This window comes from Aquitalea sp. FG25 (assembly GCF_057809375.1).
In genome coordinates this window covers 82,396-105,019 of sequence record NZ_JBMDJV010000010.1, presented here as the reverse complement: position 1 = coordinate 105,019, position 22,624 = coordinate 82,396, and the positions used below count along the sequence as shown (strand labels likewise).

General features: G+C 57.2%; 21 protein-coding genes. 4 read left to right on the top strand and 17 right to left on the bottom strand.

What is annotated here, in order from left to right; translation table 11 throughout:
- Positions 1–82: 82 nt before the first annotated feature.
- On the top strand, positions 83–1,417 hold the full coding sequence (locus tag ACODR9_RS10915; protein ID WP_488809289.1) for an APC family permease: 1,335 nt from the start codon (positions 83–85) through the stop codon (positions 1,415–1,417).
- Between the two features lie 70 nt (positions 1,418–1,487).
- Here ACODR9_RS10915 and speA read toward each other — a convergent pair whose 3' ends face one another.
- From speA to ACODR9_RS10890, 5 genes are all read right to left on the bottom strand, one after another.
- Positions 1,488–3,368: an arginine decarboxylase gene (speA, locus tag ACODR9_RS10910; RefSeq protein WP_488809287.1), complete on the bottom strand. Its 1,881-nt coding sequence runs from the start codon at positions 3,366–3,368 to the stop codon at positions 1,488–1,490.
- Between the two features lie 365 nt (positions 3,369–3,733).
- A complete protein-coding gene (locus ACODR9_RS10905) occupies positions 3,734–5,023 on the bottom strand; it encodes an NAD(P)/FAD-dependent oxidoreductase (RefSeq protein ID WP_488809285.1) in 1,290 nt (429 codons plus the stop codon).
- Positions 5,024–5,161: 138 nt separating this feature from the next.
- A complete protein-coding gene (locus ACODR9_RS10900) occupies positions 5,162–6,343 on the bottom strand; it encodes an ABC transporter ATP-binding protein (protein ID WP_488809283.1) in 1,182 nt (393 codons plus the stop codon).
- A gap of 141 nt (positions 6,344–6,484) precedes the next feature.
- A complete protein-coding gene (locus ACODR9_RS10895; RefSeq protein ID WP_488809281.1) occupies positions 6,485–6,631 on the bottom strand; it encodes a hypothetical protein in 147 nt (48 codons plus the stop codon).
- 300 nt (positions 6,632–6,931) lie between these two features.
- On the bottom strand, positions 6,932–8,749 hold the full coding sequence (locus ACODR9_RS10890) for a GGDEF domain-containing protein (RefSeq protein WP_488809280.1): 1,818 nt from the start codon (positions 8,747–8,749) through the stop codon (positions 6,932–6,934).
- A 183-nt stretch (positions 8,750–8,932) separates the two neighbouring features.
- Here ACODR9_RS10890 and ACODR9_RS10885 point away from each other — a divergent pair, with 183 nt between their 5' ends.
- From ACODR9_RS10885 to astE, 3 genes are all read left to right on the top strand, one after another.
- Entirely contained in the window at positions 8,933–9,721 is a 789-nt protein-coding gene (locus tag ACODR9_RS10885; RefSeq protein ID WP_488809279.1) for an alpha/beta fold hydrolase, read from the top strand.
- Between the two features lie 33 nt (positions 9,722–9,754).
- Positions 9,755–10,540, top strand: a complete 786-nt coding sequence (locus tag ACODR9_RS10880) for an enoyl-CoA hydratase-related protein (protein ID WP_488809278.1) — start codon at positions 9,755–9,757, stop codon at positions 10,538–10,540.
- Between the two features lie 103 nt (positions 10,541–10,643).
- Positions 10,644–11,651, top strand: a complete 1,008-nt coding sequence (astE, locus tag ACODR9_RS10875) for a succinylglutamate desuccinylase (protein WP_488809276.1) — start codon at positions 10,644–10,646, stop codon at positions 11,649–11,651.
- A gap of 73 nt (positions 11,652–11,724) precedes the next feature.
- Here astE and flgL read toward each other — a convergent pair whose 3' ends face one another.
- The 12 genes from flgL to ACODR9_RS10815 all read right to left on the bottom strand — a co-directional run bounded on the left by flgL (position 11,725) and on the right by ACODR9_RS10815 (position 22,580).
- On the bottom strand, positions 11,725–12,639 hold the full coding sequence (gene flgL, locus ACODR9_RS10870) for a flagellar hook-associated protein FlgL (RefSeq protein WP_488809275.1): 915 nt from the start codon (positions 12,637–12,639) through the stop codon (positions 11,725–11,727).
- A gap of 15 nt (positions 12,640–12,654) precedes the next feature.
- Complete coding sequence (gene flgK, locus ACODR9_RS10865; protein ID WP_488809273.1) at positions 12,655–14,457, bottom strand: flagellar hook-associated protein FlgK; 1,803 nt, start codon at positions 14,455–14,457, stop codon at positions 12,655–12,657.
- 43 nt (positions 14,458–14,500) lie between these two features.
- Entirely contained in the window at positions 14,501–15,463 is a 963-nt protein-coding gene (gene flgJ / locus ACODR9_RS10860; protein WP_488809272.1) for a flagellar assembly peptidoglycan hydrolase FlgJ, read from the bottom strand.
- Positions 15,464–15,553: 90 nt separating this feature from the next.
- Positions 15,554–16,651: a flagellar basal body P-ring protein FlgI gene (locus ACODR9_RS10855; protein ID WP_488809270.1), complete on the bottom strand. Its 1,098-nt coding sequence runs from the start codon at positions 16,649–16,651 to the stop codon at positions 15,554–15,556.
- A 21-nt stretch (positions 16,652–16,672) separates the two neighbouring features.
- A complete protein-coding gene (locus tag ACODR9_RS10850) occupies positions 16,673–17,353 on the bottom strand; it encodes a flagellar basal body L-ring protein FlgH (RefSeq protein ID WP_488809269.1) in 681 nt (226 codons plus the stop codon).
- Positions 17,354–17,477: 124 nt separating this feature from the next.
- Positions 17,478–18,260: a flagellar basal-body rod protein FlgG gene (gene flgG, locus ACODR9_RS10845; protein ID WP_488809268.1), complete on the bottom strand. Its 783-nt coding sequence runs from the start codon at positions 18,258–18,260 to the stop codon at positions 17,478–17,480.
- 51 nt (positions 18,261–18,311) lie between these two features.
- On the bottom strand, positions 18,312–19,052 hold the full coding sequence (locus tag ACODR9_RS10840) for a flagellar basal body rod protein FlgF (protein ID WP_488809267.1): 741 nt from the start codon (positions 19,050–19,052) through the stop codon (positions 18,312–18,314).
- Between the two features lie 39 nt (positions 19,053–19,091).
- Complete coding sequence (gene flgE, locus ACODR9_RS10835; protein WP_488809266.1) at positions 19,092–20,330, bottom strand: flagellar hook protein FlgE; 1,239 nt, start codon at positions 20,328–20,330, stop codon at positions 19,092–19,094.
- A gap of 41 nt (positions 20,331–20,371) precedes the next feature.
- Positions 20,372–21,067 (bottom strand): flagellar hook assembly protein FlgD, encoded by a 696-nt coding sequence (locus ACODR9_RS10830; RefSeq protein WP_488809265.1) that lies wholly within the window; start codon positions 21,065–21,067, stop codon positions 20,372–20,374.
- Between the two features lie 15 nt (positions 21,068–21,082).
- Complete coding sequence (gene flgC, locus ACODR9_RS10825) at positions 21,083–21,493, bottom strand: flagellar basal body rod protein FlgC (RefSeq protein ID WP_159875644.1); 411 nt, start codon at positions 21,491–21,493, stop codon at positions 21,083–21,085.
- Positions 21,494–21,495: 2 nt separating this feature from the next.
- The gene (flgB, locus tag ACODR9_RS10820) at positions 21,496–21,903 is read right to left on the bottom strand and encodes a flagellar basal body rod protein FlgB (RefSeq protein WP_159875643.1); all 408 of its coding nucleotides are present in this window, start codon (positions 21,901–21,903) and stop codon (positions 21,496–21,498) included.
- A gap of 260 nt (positions 21,904–22,163) precedes the next feature.
- A complete protein-coding gene (locus ACODR9_RS10815; protein WP_488809264.1) occupies positions 22,164–22,580 on the bottom strand; it encodes an OsmC family protein in 417 nt (138 codons plus the stop codon).
- Positions 22,581–22,624: the final 44 nt, after the last annotated feature.

Below are 22,624 nucleotides of genomic sequence, written 5' to 3'. Positions count from 1 at the left end.
GCACCGTGCCACAAGGTGAAGTGACAACAAAAGAGACAGGCTCATGACAACAAACACAAACATGAGCCATAAAGGAGAAACAATGGAAACGAAACAACTGGAGCGCTCGCTGACGCTGGGCTCCGTGGTGCTGTTTGGCCTGGCCTACATGACGCCCATCATCGTGCTGGGGACATTCGGCATCCTGGCGCAAATGACCGATGGCATGGTGCCCGCCTCCTATCTGGTGGCGCTGGTGGCCATGCTGTTTACCGCCTATAGCTATGGCCGCATGGCCGCCGCCTTTCCGGTAGCCGGTTCGGCCTATACCTACACCCGTAAATCCATCCACGCCAAACTGGGCTTTCTGGTGGGCTGGGCGGTGCTGCTGGATTATCTGTTTTTGCCAATGGCCATCTGGCTGATCGGTGCGGCCTATCTGGCTTCAGCCTTCCCCAGCATTCCGATGGCGGTATGGGTGATTGCCTTTATCGTGTTCACCACGCTGATCAACATCGTCGGGCTGAAGATGGCCAATACCGTCAACTACCTGATGATGCTGCTGCAATTCCTGGTGCTGCTGGCCTTTGTCGCCCTATGCATCCACTACGTGTCTGGCGATGCCAGCAAGCCCTTGTGGAATCTGGCGCCCTTCTTCCGTGGCGACATGAAGCTGCCGATGATCATGGCCGGTGCCGCCGTGGCCTGTTATTCCTTTCTGGGTTTTGATGCGGTCAGCACCCTCACCGAGGAAACCCGTGATGCGCGTCGCACCATTCCGCGCGCCATCATGTGGATTACCATCATTGGCGGGCTGATTTTCGTGGTGGCATCCTACTTTGTGCAGTTGGCCCACCCGTCCAGCCAGTTCAAGAGCGTGGATGATGCGGCATTCGAGATTGCCAAGAATATTGGCGGCGACCTGTTTGCCAGCATCTTTCTGATCGGCCTGATCGTCGGCCAGTTTGCCTCTGGCCTGTCGGCACAGGCCAGCGCCTCGCGCCTGCTGTATGCCATGGGCCGCGACGCGGTACTGCCGCAGTCTGTCTTTGGCAAGCTGCATGCACGCTTTCGCACGCCGGTAAACAATCTGATTATCTGCGGCGTGGTGGCCTTGCTGGCGCTGAAGCTGGATGTCACCACCTCCACATCCTTCATCAATTTCGGCGCCTTCCTCGCCTTCAGCTTTGTCAATCTGTCGGTAATTGCCCACTACTACGTGCGCCAGCGTCGTCGTTCGCCGCGTGATTTCTTTCTGTTCCTGCTGTTTCCGCTGATTGGCATGCTGGCCGACCTGTGGCTACTGATCAGCCTGGATAGCCGCGCCATCATGCTGGGGCTGATCTGGCTGGCGCTGGGCATTGCCTATCTGGCCAAGCTCACCGGCTTTTTCCGCCGCGAGCCGCCGGAACTGGATTTTGTCGAGGCCGAAGGCTGAGTTCTGAGCAATACACGCAAAAAAGCCCTGATGATTCAGGGCTTTTTCTTTTGCATCAAACCTGCACGGCTTACACCGACAGATAAGACGACTGCTTCAGACCACGGCAGAACTCGGCAAAGAACACATTGCGCTCGTCGCTGGACAGGTCGGCGGCACGCGCCTTTTCTTCGTAGCGATTGAGGATTTCCTCCGGCGACAGGTGCACATAACGCAGCATGTCTTCGATGGTGTCGTGCTCCTCGACACCAGCAAATTCCAGCTGGCCGTTGTCGCGCACATAGACGTTGACCGAGTCGGTATCGCCAAACAGATTGTGCATGTCACCCAGGATTTCCTGGTAAGCACCCACCATGAATACGGCAATCAGGTATTCCTTGCCGGGTTCAACATCATGTACCGACATGCTGGATTCAATGCTCTGCTGGTCGACATACTGCTTCACCTTGCCGTCCGAATCGCAGGTCAAATCCTGCAGCACGGCGCGGCGGGTGGGCTGCTCGTCCAGCCGGTGTACCGGCATGATGGGCAGAATCTGGTCGATGGCCCAGGTATCCGGCAGGCTCTGGAACACCGAGAAATTGCAGAAATACTTGTCGGCCAGCTTGTCGGTCAGTTCGTCATACACCTGGCGCTGCGAGCGCTGGCTGGCTTGCAACTGGCGATGCAGGCGACGGCACAGGGTGGCGTGCACGTCTTCGGCCATGGCCTTTTCCTTCAGCGAAATGCGGCCAGCGGAGTACAGGTCGGACACGTCGGACGCGTAATGGCTGGCACGGTAATAGATTTCCGTCACCATTTCTTCGTCGGTCAGTTCCATCAGCTCGAACAGCTTGCGCACCGGCTTGGCCAGTACCGACAGGTCGTCCACTTCCGGCACGCTTTCCGGCAGGCGTTCCACGTCGGTCACGTTCATGATCAGCACCGCATGGTGGGCAGTCATGGCGCGGCCGGACTCAGACAGAATGCGCGGATGCGGAATGCCGTTTTCGTCGCAGAACTCGGCCAGCATCGACACGATGACCTGGGCGTATTCGTCCATGTCGTAGTTGATGGAGCTGGCATTGCGCGAATGGGTGCCGTCATAGTCCACGCCCAGACCACCGCCTACATCGACGTGGTCAATCGGCAGGCCCAGCGCACGCAGTTCGGCAAAGTAACGCACCGCTTCGCGGAAGCCAGCGCGGTAGTCGCCAATGTTGGCGATTTGCGAACCCATGTGGAAGTGCATCAGCCGCACGCAATCGGACATGCCAGCGGCTGCCAGCTTGTCGGTAGCGGAAATCAGCTGCGCGGCGGACAGGCCGAACTTGCCCTTGTCACCACCGGTATCCGCCCATTTGCTGCTGGCCAGCGAGGACAGGCGCACGCGCATGCCCAGCATCGGGCGCACGCCCAGCTTCTGGCTTTCTTCAATCGCCAGGTCTACTTCGGATTCTTTTTCGATGACGATGAACACCTGATGGCCCAGCTTCTGGCCAATCAGCGCCAGGCGCACGAATTCGCGGTCCTTGTAGCCATTGCAGATGATGGTGCCGCCCTTGGGGGCCAGCGCCAGCACGGCCATCAGTTCCGGCTTGGAGCCGGCTTCCAGGCCGATGGACACCTCGCGGGTGGCGATGATGCTTTTCACCACCGCTTCTTGCTGGTTCACCTTGATCGGGTAAATGGCGGTATAGCGATTGCCGTAGTTTTGCGTGGCAATGGCATTGTCAAAGGCGCGACACAGGCGTGTGACGCGATCTTGCAGGATGTCCGGAAAACGCACCAACAGCGGCAGATCCAACCCTTTTGCGCCCAGTTGACGGCTCAATTCGTGCAGATCGATACGTGTAGTTTGACGCACATTCGGCTGCACCTGGATGCATCCGTTGTCGCCCACGTCGAAATAGCCCGCCCCCCAATGCCGGATGCCGTACAGGCTCCGGCTATCAGCCACAGTCCAAGCCATGAGATTTTCCCTCAATGATTCGATGGATAACCCCGCTCCTTAGTGCGCGGCTTTCGGGCTACAAAGCTTTTATGTGGGCCTGGGATGTCGGAGCGAAACAATTGATTGTCAGTGTTTTGCATTGCAAAACGAGCGCGGATTTTAACAACATCACGCAGCTTGACAAGTAAAAATTTGATGACGTGGCCGCCAGAGCGCTTTTCGGAACCATCTCTCCTACCCGCATGTCCTGCACCGTGCAAAAAAAACGGCAAATATGCTGTCTGATCACGATTTTGACGGCATATCTTCCACTGCCCAGTCGCAATAAAAAAAATTAGCCGACCGCCAGTTTTTCTTTGCGCTCGCAGCAGCCAGGCAGCGTATTACAGAGCATCCATCATTCGATAATAGGCCATGCCCAGCACCAGCGCAGGCGTGCGCAGCCATTTTCCTCCCGGAAAATCACGATGCTGCAGACGGCCAAACAGGTCCAGCCGCCCGGCTGTTCCGGCAATGGCCTCGGCCACCACTTTGCCGGCAATGCCGGTGACGTTGACGCCATGTCCGGAGAAACCCTGCATGTAATAGACATTGCCTTCCAGCCGCCCCAGATCAGGTGCACGGTTGACGGTAATGTCGCAGAAACCGCCCCAGGCATAGTCCACCTTCACATCCGCCAACTGCGGAAACACCCGCAGCATATCCTGGCGCATGGCCGCCGCCAGATCACGCGGCTCCCTGCCGGAATAGCTGACCTTGCCGCCAAACAGCAGGCGATGGTCAGCCGACAGCCGATAGTAGTCCAGCACAAAGTTGGTATCACATACCGCCATATTGTTGGCAATCAGGCTGGCGGCCCGCTCCTTGCCCAAGGGCTCGGTCGCAATCACATAGGTGCCGGCCGGCATGATCTTGCGCTCCAGCTTGGGCAGCAGCTGGCCGATGTAGGCATTGCAGGCCAGGACTACATGCTCGCAGCGCACCAGCCCGTTTTCGCCATGTACCACGGGCCGCATGCCCTGCTCCAGCCGCAGCACCGGGGATTGCTCATAGATTGTCACCCCGGCTTCCTGTGCAGCACGCGCCAGACCCAGGGTGTAATTGAGGGGGTGCAAATGGCCGGAGCGAGGATCGAACAGGCCACCCAGATAGCGCTCGCTGCCCAGTTGCTGGCGCAAGCTTGCGCCATCCCACAGCGCCATGCCCGCATAGCCGTACACCAGTTCGGCCTCCTGCTGCCATACTTCCAGCTCCTGCATGTGGCGTGGCTTGATGGCGGCATTGCAGAAGCCGCGCGTCCAGTCGCAGTCAATGCCGTGTTTTCGTACCCGCTCGTCGATGATGTCCACCGCCTCCACCGACATATCCCACATCACACGTGACAGTGCGCTGCCCAGCTGTGCGCGCATGGTGTCGATACCACAGGCATAGCCGGCAATCACCTGGCCACCATTGCGCCCGGAGGCACCAAAACCGACAGTCGCCCCTTCAAGCAGAATCACCGAAAAACCACGCTCGGCAAGATTCAGCGCAGCAGACAAACCGGCCAGGCCGCCACCCACCACGCAGACATCGGCCGATTGCGCCCCCTGCAGCGGAGGACAATGCGCCCAGCGGCTGGCCGTTGCCTGGTAGTAGGAAGAAACAGGAGGCTGATGGGCAAAGCGCAGCATGGGAACCTCATTTTCAAGGACATGAATCAACAGGCAGGCCGACCAGTCCGTCACACTCCACGGCAAACAGTCCGGGTACCGGCGTAAAAAAAGCGGACACTCTGACGATGTATCCGCTTTTGACAACAGTGCTGCCAATTACATGGTCAGCACCACCGGCGCATCCGAACGCCAGCTCATGAATACCGGATCCCCCCAAGTGGGAGCGGTTTCATCTGCGTCGTACCAGCGCGAGGACGGCACCACGGTTTTGACGATCTTACCGCTGGCCAGCTTGATGTGAAAGATGGAATAACTACCCATGTAGGCGATATTTTCCACTACACCAGAAGCCATGTTCGGGCCGGCAGCCACCGGTTTGCGATCCAGACGGACATCTTCCGGACGCACACTGGCCCATACATGCATGCCCTTGGGACCGGTAATGCCATGGTCGATGCGCACCACACCACCCAGCTCTTGCGAGGTGATTTCCACACGGTCAGACTCATCCACCGTCACCGCGCCCTCGAACATATTGGTTTCACCGATAAATTCGGCGGTGAAACGACAGTTCGGGTAGTCGTAGATTTCAGTCGGGGTGCCAACTTGCAGCAGCTTGCCTTCGGACATGATGCCGATACGGTCGGCCATGGTCATGGCTTCTTCCTGGTCGTGGGTCACCATGATGCAGGTTACGCCAACCTTCTCGATGGTATTCACCAGTTCCAGCTGGGTTTGCTGACGCAGCTTTTTGTCCAGCGCGCCCAGCGGTTCGTCCAGCAACAGCAGTTTCGGGCGCTTGGCCAGGCTGCGCGCCAGGGCCACGCGTTGCTGCTGACCACCAGAAAGCTGGTGCGGCTTGCGGTTGGCGTACTTGCGCATTTGCACCAGGTCCAGCATCTCGTCAACGCGGGCGCTGATTTCAGCCTTGGGCAGCTTGTCCTGCTTCAGGCCAAAAGCAACGTTCTCGGCCACGGTCATGTGGGGGAACAGTGCATAGCTCTGGAACATCATGTTGACCGGGCGCTCGTAAGGCTCCAGGCCGATGATATCCTCGCCATCCAGAATGATTTTGCCCGCAGTCGGGGAATCCATGCCTGCCAGCATACGCAGCAAAGTGGATTTGCCGCAGCCGGAACTACCCAGCAAGGCAAAGATTTCGTGCTGTCTAATGTCCAGATCAACATGATCAACGGCAACGTTGTCACCAAATTTCTTTAATACCCCACTGATTCTCAGATAGGGCTTGTCATTGGCTTGCACGCTCTGAACCTGCTTGGCAGCCTGTGCACCAGCAACTGATTGAACCGGCTTATTGGCCGCTACAGCATCCGTCATGATTTTGCTCCCTCCTACTATTCCAGCCTTGGCGGCTGATTTCGCGTGTCTGCGACCTGATTATCGGGTCAGCTTCCAGGATGGGCAGACTGGCTGCCCCTTCCACTCGCACCTGATCCGCTTTCAAAACAATACCAGTCCCTACCACGAATGGGCAGTATCCGGCATAGAAAAAAGCGGGAAAAAAACGATTAAACCGGAAACGATAACACTGCGAGGAGGCTTGCTGAAACAGGTGTAGCCTGTCTTGCCGTTGTAGATGGCAATGTGTGCTGCGGCGTATTTCATGCTGGCTCCTCCCCTACTCTCCCAAACTACGTTCAGTCCCGGAGCCAGATCACAGACGAATCATTTCATCTCTGCGATCTAACCTCCCGTTGCTGCCCAGAGCAGTCTTTACTGCTGCTCTTTTCTGGAGTGAAGCCTAGCTTACGTTTAATAAATTTGACAAGCCTCAAATCGAAACTTGATCAAAAGTGACATGACAATGTGGCTTCCCAGCCTCACAGAGCGTGTTTTTTGGAAAATCAAAGCAGGAGTCAGAAAATATTTGATACAAAACAGACAAAACAAAAGTGCTTGTTTAATTCATCCAACATCCACAGATCCACTCTGCTCTGTGGCAGGCGATTGCTGGCGGCGCTCGACAAACAAGGCCGTACCGGCCTGCTTTTTGGCCTGCTTCTTCGCTTCAGCCGTTGCCGAACCCACTTCATAGTGACTGGGATACTGCCCCGGCCCCACCCTCACCACCCCCACGGAAAGGCTGGTCAGCGGGAAACGTACTTGCTCTCCACTGCGCCCGGTCATTTCAAAGCCGCCAGCCGCCAGATGCCCCGGATCAAAAAAACTACGCACGCTACGATCAAACTCCAGCAACATGCCTTCCAGCTTTTGCTGCCAGTCAGCAGACTGCAGCAACAGGGCAAAGTCATCGCCGCCTACATGGCCGACAAAATCACGATCCGGATCAGCACACTCCAGCAGCAAACGTCCAACCAGCTGGATCATCTCGTCACCGGCAGCATAGCCATACAAATCGTTGAAAGGCTTGAAATTATCCAGATCAGCGTAGGCCACGACAAAGGGCAGCTTAGCTTCCAGTAGACGATCAATGGCTTCGGACAAGGGGACATTGCCCGGCAAACCAGTCAGGGGATTGGCATAACGCGCAGCCGAAATCTGCAGCTCGGTCATTTTGCGCATCAATGCAAAGCCGGTTCCCATCCCCGCATAGCGCCCGTCTTCGGTAATGATGAAGCCATCCACCAGATAGCGCTGCTCGGACGCCACCACCAACGCCGACAGCTCGTGCACATTGATATCGGCACTGACAATCAGCGGTTGCTTGTCCATCATCACCGTGCAGGGTTTTTTACCGTACAGCTCGCGATTGAAGGGCTTGGCAAAGCTTTCCAGCAGGTGATGACGCCGCAGCAAGCCAATTGGCACGCCCTGCTCCACCACCGGAATGGCAAAGCGTGCCGGATCGTTGGCAAACAGGCGGTAAGCCGCTTCAGTGGGCACCTTCGCCTCCAGATAGGACACTTCCTGCAGCAGATCGCGTGCCGTTGCCGACATTTGCCAAGGCATGCGCGACCGCCCTCCCGACCAGGCCACGCCATTGACATGAATCTGCAAGTCCAGTGCTGGCACCGGGTTGGGCCGTGCCAGCAGATAGCCCTGGCCGTAACGCACACCCAGGCGCTGCAAGGTACGCAATTCGGCCACGGTTTCGATACCCTCGGCCACCAGCAAGGCACCGGACTGGCGGGCAATATCCACCATCGAACGGACAAACTGCTCTTTCAGTGGATCCAGGTGCAACTGCTGCACAAAGTGCTTGTCCAGTTTGACAAAATCGGGCCGAAGTTCCGACCATAGCCGTAGATTGGAAAATCCCTCACCCAAATCATCCAGCGCTATGCGAAAACCATTGTCGCGGTAGTGTTCGGTAGCGCGGCGCAAGGTGGAATAGCAGGCGCTTGGCGTGGTTTCGGTCACCTCGATGATGATGCGCTCCGCAGGCAGGCCGATCTTGGCGAGAAATGCCAGCGTCTCACCCTGGCGATGCTCCGGGGCCAGCAAGGTAGCCGGACAGATATTCAGGAACAGCAAGCCGGACAAGCCCAGCTCGACAAAACGTTCCATGGTGACCTGACGGCAGGTGCGATCCAGTTGTACCGTGAGATTGCAGCGTTCGGCCTGATCAAACAGATTGACCGGGGCATGCAGCAAGCTGTTGGAAGGACCGCGAATCAGGCCTTCATAGCCAAAAACACAGCCACTTTCGAGGTCGACAATCGGCTGGAACACCGGCTGCAGACGTCGTTCATTGATGATCAGCTCCAGCTCCTGGCAGCGTGAGCCCAACTGCTCCAGCCCGACCATTTCCCTCTCAGACATACGGTTCATATCCGGTTATCACATCATCCCGCCATTGCACATGCCCGCACTTTAAACCGGATTAATGACAATCTGTTTACCCGCCCCGGCTATCTTTCAGCAAAACCACAGCCTGGCTGGCCCTGCGGCAGCAATGCAGCCTAGAATGAGAACCGTACGGTGCCGTCATCCGGGAGCCTTCTCATGCCTCACATCACACTTAACGGTCATTCGCTGTTCTATGAAATCAGCGGACATGGTCAGCACACCCTGATGCTGTTCAACGGCATTACCATGTCGACTCCGGCCTGGTCACTGCTCACGCCAATGCTGGAAAGACAATACCGGGTACTGCGGCTGGACTTTCTTGGCCAGGGGCAGAGCGACAAACCGGTTGCCGAAAAATATGCATTAACCGAGCAGGCTGATCTGGCCGCTGCCCTGCTGGATGCCTTACAACTGGAGAAGGTGTTTCTGGTAGGTCTGTCCTACGGCGGCATGGTGGCTCAGCACTTTGCCCACCGGCATGGACAGCGGCTGCACAAGCTACTACTGGCATCCACACTGGCATGGTCGGATGAGGTAAACAACCGCATAAGCCAGAGCTGGATCGAGTGTAATCAGGCCGGCGGGCTGGACTTGCGCTATAGCGCCAGTGTGCCCTGGCTATTTTCCAGTCGCTTTCTGGCAGCCAATGCCACCATGCTGGATGACATGAAAGACATGGCCAGCATGGTGGACTGGGATGCCGTCATTCGCCTGATCAACGGCGTAAAGGAACATGATGCCCGCAACTGGCTGCAACAGATAAAACTGCCTTGCCACATCCTGCTGGGCAACGAAGACCGCCTGACCCCGCTCTACCAGGCGCAGCTATTACAGGAAGGAATCAGCGGGTCCACGCTGGAACTGATTCCCCACGCCGCCCACGTATTGCATATTGAAGCAGCAGAAGCCTTTACCCGCAGCATCTTCAGCTTCTGCCAGCCATAAAGCTGCATCCACAACAACAACAAGGAGAAACGCATGGAAGACGCCGTATTGCTGAAAGTCAGCCCGCAAGGCATCGCCACCATCAACCTGAACCGGGGCGAGCTGCACAATGCGCTGGATGACAAAATGGTGGATCTGCTAACCGCCACCTTGCAGACACTGGCCGAGGATGCCAGTGTGCGCGTGGTGGTACTCACCGGGGTCGGCATCAGTTTTTCCGCCGGGCATGACAGCGCCTGGCTGCGCAAGCTGACGGAATTTGATGAAAGCCAGCAACGCCGCGACGCCCAAAAGCTATCCACCCTGCTGGAAACGCTGGACCACCTGCCCAAGCCCACCATTGCCCGGGTACAAGGTTCTGCGTTTGGCATCGGAGCAGCACTGGTCGCCTGCTGCGATGTATCCATCAGCGTGTCCGAAGCGCTGTTCTGCTTCTCCGATGTCAAGCTGGGCATCATCCCGGCACTGGCTGCCCCCTATATCGTGCGCGCCATCGGTCCGCGTGCAGCGCGGCGCTACTTTGTCACCGCCGAGCGTATTAATGCCGGCAAGGCCCGCAGATTGGGCCTGATTCATCAGACCGTGGAAAACGACGAACTGGACGACGCTGTCGAACATATGTGCCGTCAGCTACTGCTGAACGGCCCGCAAGCCATGGTAGCGGCCAAGCAGTTGATCCGCGACATCGAACATCGCGATATCGCACCGGAAGTCATCGACCTTACCATCGAGCGCATGGTGGCCCTGCGGCGCAGCGAAGAAGGGCAAGAAGGCGTAAAAGCCTTTCTGGAAATGCGCAAGCCAGGCTGGATAGACTGAAGTTTGCCCAGAAACGGCATGCCCGTTCATCAGCGCGGCATGCCGGCTGCACACCAGACGGAAATGGTTACAATCAGCCATTCACATTGCGCATGGACTGCCGATGACCACTCCACCCTCCCGCTTCCTGCAACAAGTACTGCAAGCCACGCCCCTCGCCATGCAGGACTGGCACCTGGCCAGCGGCGTCCTGGCACGCTGGCATGCCGATAACGCGGTAGAACTACTGCCCGCCCTTGCCCATCCGGATGGCAGCCACATCCTGCTGTCCTGCGGCATACACGGTAACGAGACAGCACCCATCGAGGTGGTGGATAACATACTGGCCGATATCGCCAGTGGCCACCTGACGCTGCAGCACCGCCTGCTGGTGCTGTTTGGCAACCCGGCGGCCATGCGCCAGGGCGAGCGCTATCTGGATTACGATCTCAACCGCCTGTTTGCTGGCGCACATCGGCAGCACGCCGATACGCGTGAGGCAGGACGTGCAGCCCAGCTGGAACAACTGGCTGCGCTGTTTTTCTCCCGCGCACCGGCCGCTGCTACCCGTCTGCACTACGATCTACATACCGCCATTCGTGGCTCGGTGTATGAAAAATTTGCCATCTACCCTTTCCTGCAGCAGCGGGCATACGACGTGGCCCAACTGGCATGGCTCAGGCACTGCGGCATCCAGGCCGTGTTGCTGCACAGCAAACCGGCCAATACCTTCAGCTACTACACCAGCCACTACCATCAGGCGCATGCCTTCACGCTGGAGCTGGGCAAGGCCCGCCCGTTTGGCCAGAACGATCTGTCACGTTTTGCCGGTATCGATCAGGCGCTACGTCAGTTGCTGAGCGATACCACACCGCAGCTGGCCGCCTATCAGCCGGGTGACTATCCACTATTCCGCGCCAAGTACGACCTGATCAAGCACAGCGAGGCTTTCTGCCTGCACCTGGATGTCAATGTGGAAAACTTCACTGCCCTGCCCGACGGTTTTGTCATTGCAGAAGACGGTATGCAGCGTTATGTGGCCGAGGGTGGCACAGAACGCATCCTGTTTCCCAATCCCGGCGTCAAGCCCGGACTGCGCGCAGGTATCGTGGTGGAGCCAGCAACGCTGTAAAGCCACTCGCCAAAGCATGCAAAACGGCCACAATCCAGTGGCCGTTTTGTATTGCACCCAACACCTGCACAAATCAGGACATGTAATTGAACAACGACAGGTTGGTAACCTTGTTGTACACCAACTGGCTGTATTTCAGTGAGGTCTGGGTCTGGGTGAAGCTGGTGATGGCACTGGGCATGTCCAGATCCTGCAGGTCGCTGATACCGCTCTTGTACTGCAAGCCCAGCTGCGTACCCATATCCTGCACATTCTGGTTTTCCTGCCGGCGCGCACCAATAGACGCAATATTGGTTGACAGGTTTTTCTGGGCGGTATCCAGCGCAGAAACAATATTGCCCATGTCCGTGCTATAGGTGGCGGGCTTGGGGTTCTGTGCCAGCAGATCATTAAACGATTTGAGCGTATCAAATATCGCAGTTGGACTGCCTGCATTGCCAAAGACATTACTGCCGGCATCGGAAATCTGCATACTGCGCGAGGCACTGATCGGCACATTACGCTGGCCGGTGTCACCCTGATAGGTTGCGGCATACGTTGCATCCAGCACAAAAGGGGGCGTATCCACCTTGTTGCCACTGAACAGATAATTGCCCTTGCCATCGGTGGCATTGGCATAACCGGTCATTTCGGAAATACCTTCCTGCACCTGCTTCTGAATCATCAGCAACTGATCGGACGACAATACCGTGTTACCCGCCTGAATCGCTGATGCTTTCAAGCTGGTCAGCAAGTTGGAGGCATTGGTCAACTGCGATTCCGCCAGCGACAAATTGGACTCCACCGCCTTGGTATTGGTGATGTACTGCGAATTCATGCCGTCGGACTGGTTCAGCTGCAGGATACGTGCAGCCGCCACCGGATCATCCGCAGGGGTTACCACCCGCTTCTGGGTATCAAGCTGCGACTGCAGCGATTGCAACTGCGACTGCAGCGACTGCATGTCATAGGTGCCGGTCAAGTAGGAAGTTGCGGTACTGATTCTCATGATTCAACCCTCGCCTCAGCCACCCATTTGCAGGATTTGCTGGAATAGTGTCTGTGCAATCTGGAGAACCTTGCCAGACGCCTGGTATGCCTGTTGGTACTTGATCAGGTCGGCGGCCTCCTGATCCATATTCACCCCGCTGACGTTGGAGCGCGAGGTGGTAGCCTGCTGTAACAGGGTGGTTTGCGACGATGCCGCCAGCTTTACCGTATTGGTAGCATTACCCACATAGCTGACCGTGGTGGAATAGTAAGTCTGGAAAGACTGCAGGCCGCTATTGGTGCCGTTTTTGTTTTCATCCACGATTTTGCGCGTCTGCATGCCAATCATCTCACCCAGATTGTTACCGTTGCCGATCACGGCAGTACCGGTAGGTACGGGAGAAACACTGATGGCCATGCCGGCCTTCATCTGGCCGGACAACTGGAACTTGATCCCCAGGTCATTGGCAGGCGTGGCACTGTCCACCAGCTTGTAGCCATTGGAGACCGTAGGATCCGGCACAACATTGAATGTCTGACCATTATCCGGACCACCAGTCAGTGTTGCCGTAATACTGGTAGCGCTGGTGGCATTGATGGTCATGCCGGTAAGGCCGGTTACCGGATGCGTCGATACCGAAGGCGGTGTCGAAGTATTGGCCCAGCCATAGGTGCCAGGCATGCTGGCCCACACACCGGACAGGGTAACGCCAGAGCCCGCAGGGGTAATGCCGCCGGCCCCCAGCTGCAGGGAGGACGACGCCGCCAGCTTGGACGGATCAGCCAACAGCTGCTGCATATTGGCGATAGCATCCTGCGGATGAGAAGCGTAGCTGCTCATATCAGCAAAGATCAGCCCGCCCTGATTGCCCGACAAGTCCCGACCTAGCTGGTTCTGGTAGTTCATCGCCGTGGTGAAGTCGATGGCCAGCGTCCCCAGCTTCTGCTGGGTTGTCAGCAAGGCTCCGTCGCGGAAAGACAGATAACCAGCCAGTTGGCCGCCAGACAAGGCTGTGCTGGGTACAACCGTATTGCTGCCATTTGCGTTGGGATAGGTCACCTGCACATTCTGCGGGCTGGCCGGATCATTCTGGGTGCCCAGCTTGGCAGACTGATTACCCATCACCAGTGCCTGACCATTACCGATAAATACGCTGTACGTTCCGTCCGACTGTGGAACTGCCTTGGCGGTTACCAGCTTGTTCAACTGCTCCATGGCCTGATCGCGCTGGTCCATCAAGTCGTTCGGCTGTTGCTGGGTGTTGCCAGCGGCAGCAGCGGCAATCTGGCCATTCAGATCTGCAATATTCTGCGCCAGCGCATTAATGCTGTTTACCGTGCCGGTAATTTGCGAATTAACCCCGGCCTGCATCTGTGTCAGATTGTTGCCGATGGCAGTGAAATTGGACACCAACGCCTGCGACATATTGACCACGGTCTGTCGGCTTGGAATGGACGACGGGTCCTGCGACAGCGTCTGCAAACCGCTATAGAAACTCTGGAAAGAGTTGCTCAGGCCAACAGTCGGATCGGACAGCAGGTTGTTGATCTGGTTAAGCTGCGACAGTTGGCTGGAATAATAATTGCTGCCGGACTGCGCAGCCAGCACCTGGGAATCGAGGTAGCTGTCGTAGATACGGCTGACGCCGGTGATGTCCACACCCTGCCCCAGATAGCCAAAGCCTTCTTGCTGCGGCATACGCGCCGCCTGACTCAGTATCTGGCGGTTGTAGCCGGGAGTGTTGCCATTGGCAATGTTCTGGCCGACAACAGACAGCGCGGTTTGCGCTGCATTCAGGCCGCTAACGCCAATGGAAAAAATATTCGAGCCCATCATCACCTCTCTGCTGTCTTATCGACCGCCACTGCTGAAACTTTAATCAAGACCGGACCGCTTGCTGTGCCAGCGAAGCGGCCACGTCCACCAGTTTGCGGGCATAGCGCGGATCAGTGGCATAGCCACCGTTTTGCAGCCCTTGGGCAAACCCGGCGACATTGCGTCCCTGGTTGAGTGCTGCCTGATAACGCGGCGAGTCTTTCAGCATGCGCGCATAGTCACTGAAGGCATCAGCGTAGGAGTCGTAAGAGCGGAAAGTATCCACCTTCTTCTGTGGCACACCGTTGACGTATTCGGTCGTGGTGATGCTGGTGGACTTGCCTTGCCAATCCTTGCTCGCCTTGATACCAAACAAATTGTGCGAATTACTACCATCGGCATTGCGAATGGCACGCTTGCCCCAGCCACTTTCCAGCGCGGCATGTGCCACTACAAACTCCGGTGCCACGCCCAACTGGGCAGCCGCCGTACGCGCATGTGGCAACATGCCCTGCACAAAGCCCTTGCCATCGCTGCTGCTGGTGCTGCTGGTCGGCGTACTCGTGGCACTGCTGGCGGTTACCGCTTCGTTCTGTGCCGCCTGATAGGCCTTCAGGCCACTGGACTGGCTGAAACGGGCGGGCAATACCGGGCCGGATGCAGCCGGACGTAATGCCGACGCATCCGACCCCGGATCAAAACCGGCTTGCTTGGCAATCTGCTTGTACACCAGATTGGCAATACCCATGCCACCAGCGCGGCTGAGCGACTGCACCATCTGCTGGTCCAGCATGCCACGGTAGGTATCCATGTCTGAATCCTGCTCGTCGTCAAACTTGGTCTGGCGCATGGTTTTGAGCATGGTTCCCATCAGCAGGGCTTCAAACTGTGACGCAGCTTCCTTGGCAGCCCCTTGCGGGTCCTTGGCCATGCGCGAACGCAGACTGGACATCTGGGTAGGATCTACCGCCAGTTGCTGGTTCATGGCATCGGCTGCCGAATAGGTATTGGAAAACTGCGTCGTCATTTATCGCTCCTTGCCCCGCTACGTAGCAAAAAGCGGGCCAATACAAAAAGGCCCCGCTAGCGGGGCCTTTTCAACAATCAACACTAGCGGTCAGATAATCTGCAAATCCGCTCTCAGCGAACCGGCTGCCTTCATTGCCTGCAGGATGGAAATCAGATCCTGCGGGGTTGCCCCCAGCGCATTGAGTGCAGAGACAACCTGGTTGAGATTGGCGCTCTTAGCCACTTTCAGCACCTTACCGCCATCGCTGGTGACACTGACATTGGCCTGATTGGTGGCCACGGTCTGGCCGCCGGACAAGGCTGGCGGCTGGCTGACCTGCGGGTTGTTGCTGATGGTAACGGTAAGGTTGCCATGGGCAATGGCGCAGGGTTCCAGCTGTACAGCCTGGTTCATCACGATGGAGCCGGTTCTGGCATTGATGATAACCAGAGGGGAAACTTCTGCCGGGTCAACGGCAAGATTTTCCATTCGCGACAAAAATTGCACCCGCTGATTGGAGTCAAAAGGCGCACGCACTTCCACCATACCACCATCCACTGCACGCGCAGTGCCATTGCCAAAAGCCTTGTTGATGGCCTGCACCACGCGATTGGCCATGGTGAAGTTGGCTTCCTGTAATTCCAGATTGATGAACTCGCCGCTACCCAGCGCAGTGGGAACTTCGCGCTCCACCGTGGCACCACCGGCAATACGTCCCACACTTAATTGGTTGATCTGCGCCTTGCTGCCGCCAGCTGCCGCACCGGCACCACCAACCAATACATTACCCTGGGCCATGCCGTAAATCTGCCCATCCGCACCTTTTAGCGGCGACAGCAGCAAGGTGCCTCCACGCAGACTCTTGGCATCGCCTATCGACGATACCGTCACATCCAGCGCCTGGCCTTTGCGCGCAAACGGCGGCAAGGTGGCGGTCAGGCTGACCGCAGCCACGTTTTTAGGGTCAACCTTGGTGCCCGGCGGAATCTGCACCCCCAGCTGGGTCAGCATATTGGACAGGGACTGGCCGGTAAACGGCGAGGATGTCACCTTGTCACCACTGCCATCCAACCCCACCACCAGGCCGTAACCCAGCAATTGGTTGGAACGCACACCGGCGATATTGGTAATGTCTTTCAGCCGCTCGGCCGCCAGCACCTGCGCCCCCAACATCAGGCAAGTCAGTGCAAGCAGGAATTTTTTCATGATGTAATCCAGTCCGGGCTGTCAGATGGGAATGATGCTGAGGAAGAACTTGGCCAGCCAGCCCGGTTCGTTGTACAGGCGGTTATTGCCCTTGGTTTCCTGTTCGATACGGGCGTCAGCCACCTTGAGCGAGGACACCGAACGATCAGCCGCAATATCTCGCGGGTTCACCACACCGGACAGGCGAATGGACTCAGTATCACCATTGATGCGGACAACTTTTTCTCCGCTGATGATGAGATTGCCATTGGACAGCACTTCAATCACCGTCACGGTAATAGAGCTGACAAAGGTGGTGGCCACCTGATTGGTGCCCTTGCCGGTATTATTAGCCGAACCACTGCCATTGAAAGATGCGCCCAGGCCCTTGGTAAGGCTGCCGGGAATGAATGGCAGCTGCATGCCGCTGGAAATGCTGTCGGTCAGCGCAGAAGAGCGTGTGGCCGTGGTCTGTTCCGATTGCGAGGTCGAGGACTTTTCCTGGATGTTGATGGTGAGCGTATCGCCCACCAGCGAGGGCATCTTGTCCTCGAACATGGCACGATAACTGCCGGACTGGAAAATGGAACCATTGGCAGGCAAGGTGGTGGCCTGCGGCTGCGGCCTTGCCGTCATCGGCAGGGTAACCAGAGGGGGCTCTTGCGCTGCACAGCCGGCCAGCACGGCCACCAGGCCCAGCATTATCCATTTCAGCATGTTCATCTTGCCCCTCCTCCTAGCTCGCGTACCGGTTTGAAACGCGATTCTAGCCCTTAATTGCTCCCGGCAAAACTGCGGGACAATGCCGACAGGGCATTGCCGACACGGTTGCCGGGCATTATCTGCCTTACATCTGCGTCAGTTTTTGCAGCATCTGGTCGGCGGTGGTAATGGCCTTGGAATTCATTTCAAAAGACCGCTGTGCGGTAATCATGTTGACCAGTTCTTCGGTCACATTCACGTTAGAGCCTTCCAGAAAACCTTGCATCACCACGCCACGGCTGTCGGTGCCCGGGTCACCATCTTGCGGATCGCCAGAGGATGCGCTTTGCAGATAAAGGTTGTTACCCACACTCTCCAGACCTTGCGGGTTGATGAAGGTGGTGAGCTGGATGGTACCTGCCGTTTGCGGTGCCGGATTATTGGGCAGGAAGTACTGCACCACGCCGGCATTGGACACGGTGATCTGGGTTGCAGTGCCAGGGATATTGATATTGGGATTCAACTGATAGCCATCAGAGGTGACGATATCACCGCTGGAATTTCGTTTGAACTCACCATCGCGGGTATAGGCGGTGGTGCCATCCGGACGCTGGATGCGGAAGAAGCCATCACCGGTAATGGCCCAATCCAGCGGCTGGCTGCTTTGCGTCATATTGCCCTGGGTGAAGTTCTTGGCGGTTGCCACAGCGGTGGCACCGGTGCCCACTTGCAGGCCGGTCGGGGTGGTGCTGCCATCAGCCAGTTGGGCGCCAGGCTGGCGCAGGGTCTGGTAGTAGAGGTCTTCGAACACAGCACGCCCGCGCTTGAAACCGACGGTATTGACGTTGGCCAGGTTGTTGGAGATCACATCCAGATTGAACTGGCTGGAGTCCATCCCGGTTTTGGCAACATAAAGCGCACGCATCATGGCGGTGTTTCCTCAGTATTCTTGTTGGTATTCGGTTTGGCGTAATGCAGATCAGCCCATGGCCAGCAACTGGGTGGCTTTCTGGTCGTTCTGGTCAGCATTGGTCATCAGTTTGATGTTCATGTCGTACTGACGACCATGGGAAATCATCTGCACCAGGCTTTCCACCGCATTGACATTGCTGGCTTCCAGCGTTTCCGGCACCAGCTTGACATTGGTATCGGCGGTAGCCGTGTCGCCATTATTCATGCGAAACAAGCCGTCCGGGCCTTTGTAGACTTCCTTGTTACCCGGATTGACCAGCTTGATCTGCCCCAAGAGCTGCGGTGTGCGGTCCTTGCCGTTTTGCGGTACACCCACCACCGAGCCATCCTGACCCAGTTGCACCTGGTAGCCGGTAGGAATGGTAATGGGGCCGCCATCACCGGTGATGGGTAGGCCACTGCGCGTACGCATCATGCCATTGGCATCCAGCACATAGCCGCCATCGCGGGTATAGGCTTCGCTACCATCCGATGCCTGCACGGCAAAGAAACCGGGCGAACCCAGGGCAAAGTCGCTAGGGCTGCCGGTGTGCATCAGGCTACCCTGGCTCATGTCATGGCCGATGGTATTGTCGACCACATAGGTACGGGTTGGGGCACCCGGCCCGACTACCGGCAAGGCGCGAAAAGAGGCCAGATCAGCCTTGAAGGCATTGGTATTGGCATTGGACAGATTATTGGCCGTGGTGGCTTGCTGCAAATCGATATGCTTGGCGCCGGTCATGGCCAGGTACAGCATCTTATCCATTGTTTCCCCGCTTCTTCAGACTGTTATGGCTGTGATCAATTACAGATTGATGATGGTCTGCATCAAGGTGTCTTCGGTCTTGATGGTCTGGGCATTGGCCTGATAGAAGCGCTGTGCCGTAATCATGTTGACCAACTCAGCCGTCAGGTCGACGTTGGAATCCTCCAGTGCCTGTGACTGCACGGTACCGGAATTGCCCGAGCCCGGCGCATTGTAGGCCGGCACACCGGATGCCAGCGTCTGCTGCCAGCGGTTGCCGCCTTCATTCTGCAAGCCTTGCGAGTTGGTGAAGGTGGCCAGGGCCACCTGCCCGATGATTTTGTTCTGGCCATTGGAAAAGCTGGCCATGATGTTGCCGTGGGTGTCGATATTCATGCTGCTCAAAGTACCTGGCGCATAGCCATCAACCGTTTCGGTTGGGGTACCGGAAGCCTGGGCCACCTGGGTGGAGCCCGTGTAATCAATGCTCAGGGTAACCGGCGAGGAAGAACCGTTTACCGGAGTGGGGCTGAAAGTGACACTGAACGGCGTGGTGTTGGTCAAATTACCGGACGTATCGTAATTCATGGTGTAGGTATTGGGCGTGGTAGCCGGATTACCATCCACATAGGCCGTTACTGTCCACGGCGTGCCGGTGGTTGTTGCCGTTCCCTTGACGTAATACAGGGTCAGATTGTGCTGATTGCCCAGGCTGTCGTACACCTGCGCTGCATTGGACCAGTTAAAGGTATTGGTATTGGTCGGATTCAGCGGGGTGACAGTAGGCGTGGCCAGACGTGAATCGACGTTAACCCCCATGGTGACCTTGGTGGTGGCTGCCGGCGAAATCAGGTTGGTTTGCAGTTTCAGGTCGGTAACCGGGCCTTGGGTTACCACGCCGTTATTGGCCATCCAGCCTTGCAGGCGGTCATTGCCATTGACGATGTAACCATCCTTGTCCACCTGGAACTGGCCGTTACGAGTGTAAGCCAGCGAACCAGTGGTGGAGGTGGGGTTCTGCCGCATGATGAAAAAGCCGTTGTTGTTGATGGCCAGGTCCAGGCTGCGGCCAGTGGGCGTGATGTTGCCGGCACTGAAAGACTGGGTCACCGCATTCACTTGCGAGCCGATACCGGCACTGGTATTGGCCACACCGTAAAAGCTGGTGGAGAACAGATCGCTGAACTCGGTGCGCGAACTCTTGAAACCCACTGTGCTGGCATTGGACACGTTATTGCCAATGGTATCCAGCTGCGAGGATGCCGAATTCAGACCACTCAGACCTTGTTGAAAACCCATGTTGCTACTCCCCGAAACCTGATTGCACTAATGACCTGGATTTAAGACAACTGCGCCACATTGGCCAAGCCGACGCTGGTACCGTCCTTCATGATCAGCTGCGGCGAACCACTGGCCCAGCTGACTGCCGTCACCGCCTGGTTGGCGTAAGGTGTGGCGGTAACTGCCGTGGTACTGGCGCTGGTGGCCTTGGCGCTGAAGGTGTACTTACCACTGGGCAACGACTTGCCATCGGCATCCGTGCCATCCCAGTTGAAAGAGTTCAGGCCGCTGCTGGGGCTCTTTACCGTGAGGGTGTCCACCACGTTGCCATTGGCGTCGGCAATACTGACGGTGTAGTCGGTGGCTGCGCCGCTAAGGCTTACCGCACCCTGTACCGAGCTGCCGCTGGTCATATTGAGCGCATTGCCCGGCACCAGCGCCTGCTTGCCAATCATGGAAGCCGCCATCAGCGACTGATTGGCTGCCTGCGACTGCACCAGGCTCTGCATGGCAGTATTCAGGGTCTGCATGCCGGACACCTGGCTGATCTGCGCCATCTGGCTGGTGATCTGGCTGTTGTCCATCGGATTCATGGGGTCCTGTGCCTGCAGCTGGGTTACCAGCAGCTTCAGGAAGCGGTCTTGAATGCCCTGCGCACTGGTGTCGGTGTTGGCATTGGTCGAGCCGGTACCGCTGGAATTGCCATTCAATATTGCATACGGATTGGACGACGAGGAATTAACCGAGCTGGTCATGGCACTGGCCTTTCATCACTGGCCTAGCTGCAGGGTCTTCTGCAGCAGGCTCTTGGCGGTATTCATCATTTCCACGTTGGTCTGATACGAGCGCGAAGCGGAAATCATGTCGGACATTTCCTCGACCGGATTGACATTGGGCATGTTGACATAGCCCTTCTCGTCCGCCAGAGGATTACTGGGGTCATACTTCAGGCGCGGTGGCGTCTGGTCTTCCACGATGGAAGTCACGCGCACGCCAGCCACCTGCGGCTGCGATGCATTCACCGGCAATGCGGTAAACACCACATGGCGACCCTTATAGGGCTGACCGGTGGAGCTGGTGGCACTTTCCGCGTTGGCGATATTGCTGGCCACCACGTTAAGCCGCATGGATTGTGCCGTCAGCGCAGAACCGGAAATGGCGAAGATATTGGCTAGCGACATGCTTACTGACCTCCGGTGATGGCGCTGTTCAAGCTGGAAATGCGTTTGCTCAGAAAGGTCAGTGTGGACTGATACTGCAGCGCGTTATCGGCAAAGGCCGCACGCTCCACATCCATATCCACCGTGTTACCGTCCAGGCTTTGCTGCACGGCATTGCGATACTGCACCGAGGGTTTGCCGGCAGCGCCAGCAGCATCGCCCGGCAAATGACGGGCATCGGTTACATTCATCGCCAGCTTGCTCTGACCACCCTGTGCCGACTGCAATGCCTGCTTGAAATCAAAATCCACAGCCTTGTAATTGGGGGTGTCGGCGTTGGCGATATTGCTGGCAATGACTTCCTGGCGGTAAGCGCGCAAATTGAGCGCCCGCTGCTGAAAATCAAATTCCTTGCCAATCTTGTCCAACATGACCGTTTCTCCCTGAATGCGTCCCGATCTTTAGCAGGAATCATGCCAGCCATAGAAAAATCCGTAGATGCCTGATTTTATTGACTGGCACACACGCAAAGCGGCACCCATCACCAGGCCTGAACGTACAGAGCGGCAAGTTTTGCCGCTGAGCGCTACCGGCTGCCGCCACCGGCAAAAACAAGGCCGCCGACACCGGATGGCATCGGTGGCCTGGTCTGACCGTGAACAAAGGGCACACTACGTGCCCTGGCGCTGTCTCAGTTCCCACGCACCTCAAAATCGTGCGTGATATCGGCAGTCTTGCCCAGCATGATGGAAGCCGAGCAGTATTTTTCCGCCGACAGCTTGATGGCACGCTCCACCACCTCGGGCTTGAGATCACGCCCGGTTACCACAAAATGGAAATGAATCTTGGTGAACACCTTGGGTTCGGTATCAGCGCGTTCGGCTTCCATTTCCACCCAGCAGTCGGTCACGTGCTGGCGCGACTTTTTCAGGATGGAAATCACGTCATAGCTGGTACAACCTGCCGTGCCCAGCAGCAGCAGCTCCATCGGGCGCGGCCCCAGATTGCGGCCGCCGCCTTCCGGCGCACCATCCATCACCACGGCATGACCACTGCCGCTCTCGCCCATGAAACACACGCCATCCACCCATTTCAGCCTTGCTTTCACTGCCTGTCCCTTCCTGTTTTGTTGCGCGCCGATGCGCCAGATCG

What these genes read in the sequence shown, in the direction of transcription:
- ACODR9_RS10915 (WP_488809289.1), top strand. Translation starts at nt 83, where the DNA reads ATGGAAACGAAACAACTGGAGCGCTCGCTGACGCTGGGCTCCGTGGTG.
- speA (WP_488809287.1), bottom strand. Translation starts at nt 3,368, where the DNA reads ATGGCTTGGACTGTGGCTGATAGCCGGAGCCTGTACGGCATCCGGCAT.
- ACODR9_RS10905 (WP_488809285.1), bottom strand. Translation starts at nt 5,023, where the DNA reads ATGCTGCGCTTTGCCCATCAGCCTCCTGTTTCTTCCTACTACCAGGCA.
- ACODR9_RS10900 (WP_488809283.1), bottom strand. Translation starts at nt 6,343, where the DNA reads ATGACGGATGCTGTAGCGGCCAATAAGCCGGTTCAATCAGTTGCTGGT.
- ACODR9_RS10895 (WP_488809281.1), bottom strand. Translation starts at nt 6,631, where the DNA reads ATGAAATACGCCGCAGCACACATTGCCATCTACAACGGCAAGACAGGC.
- ACODR9_RS10890 (WP_488809280.1), bottom strand. Translation starts at nt 8,749, where the DNA reads ATGTCTGAGAGGGAAATGGTCGGGCTGGAGCAGTTGGGCTCACGCTGC.
- ACODR9_RS10885 (WP_488809279.1), top strand. Translation starts at nt 8,933, where the DNA reads ATGCCTCACATCACACTTAACGGTCATTCGCTGTTCTATGAAATCAGC.
- ACODR9_RS10880 (WP_488809278.1), top strand. Translation starts at nt 9,755, where the DNA reads ATGGAAGACGCCGTATTGCTGAAAGTCAGCCCGCAAGGCATCGCCACC.
- astE (WP_488809276.1), top strand. Translation starts at nt 10,644, where the DNA reads ATGACCACTCCACCCTCCCGCTTCCTGCAACAAGTACTGCAAGCCACG.
- flgL (WP_488809275.1), bottom strand. Translation starts at nt 12,639, where the DNA reads ATGAGAATCAGTACCGCAACTTCCTACTTGACCGGCACCTATGACATG.
- flgK (WP_488809273.1), bottom strand. Translation starts at nt 14,457, where the DNA reads ATGATGGGCTCGAATATTTTTTCCATTGGCGTTAGCGGCCTGAATGCA.
- flgJ (WP_488809272.1), bottom strand. Translation starts at nt 15,463, where the DNA reads ATGACGACGCAGTTTTCCAATACCTATTCGGCAGCCGATGCCATGAAC.
- ACODR9_RS10855 (WP_488809270.1), bottom strand. Translation starts at nt 16,651, where the DNA reads ATGAAAAAATTCCTGCTTGCACTGACTTGCCTGATGTTGGGGGCGCAG.
- ACODR9_RS10850 (WP_488809269.1), bottom strand. Translation starts at nt 17,353, where the DNA reads ATGAACATGCTGAAATGGATAATGCTGGGCCTGGTGGCCGTGCTGGCC.
- flgG (WP_488809268.1), bottom strand. Translation starts at nt 18,260, where the DNA reads ATGATGCGTGCGCTTTATGTTGCCAAAACCGGGATGGACTCCAGCCAG.
- ACODR9_RS10840 (WP_488809267.1), bottom strand. Translation starts at nt 19,052, where the DNA reads ATGGATAAGATGCTGTACCTGGCCATGACCGGCGCCAAGCATATCGAT.
- flgE (WP_488809266.1), bottom strand. Translation starts at nt 20,330, where the DNA reads ATGGGTTTTCAACAAGGTCTGAGTGGTCTGAATTCGGCATCCTCGCAG.
- ACODR9_RS10830 (WP_488809265.1), bottom strand. Translation starts at nt 21,067, where the DNA reads ATGACCAGCTCGGTTAATTCCTCGTCGTCCAATCCGTATGCAATATTG.
- flgC (WP_159875644.1), bottom strand. Translation starts at nt 21,493, where the DNA reads ATGTCGCTAGCCAATATCTTCGCCATTTCCGGTTCTGCGCTGACGGCA.
- flgB (WP_159875643.1), bottom strand. Translation starts at nt 21,903, where the DNA reads ATGTTGGACAAGATTGGCAAGGAATTTGATTTTCAGCAGCGGGCGCTC.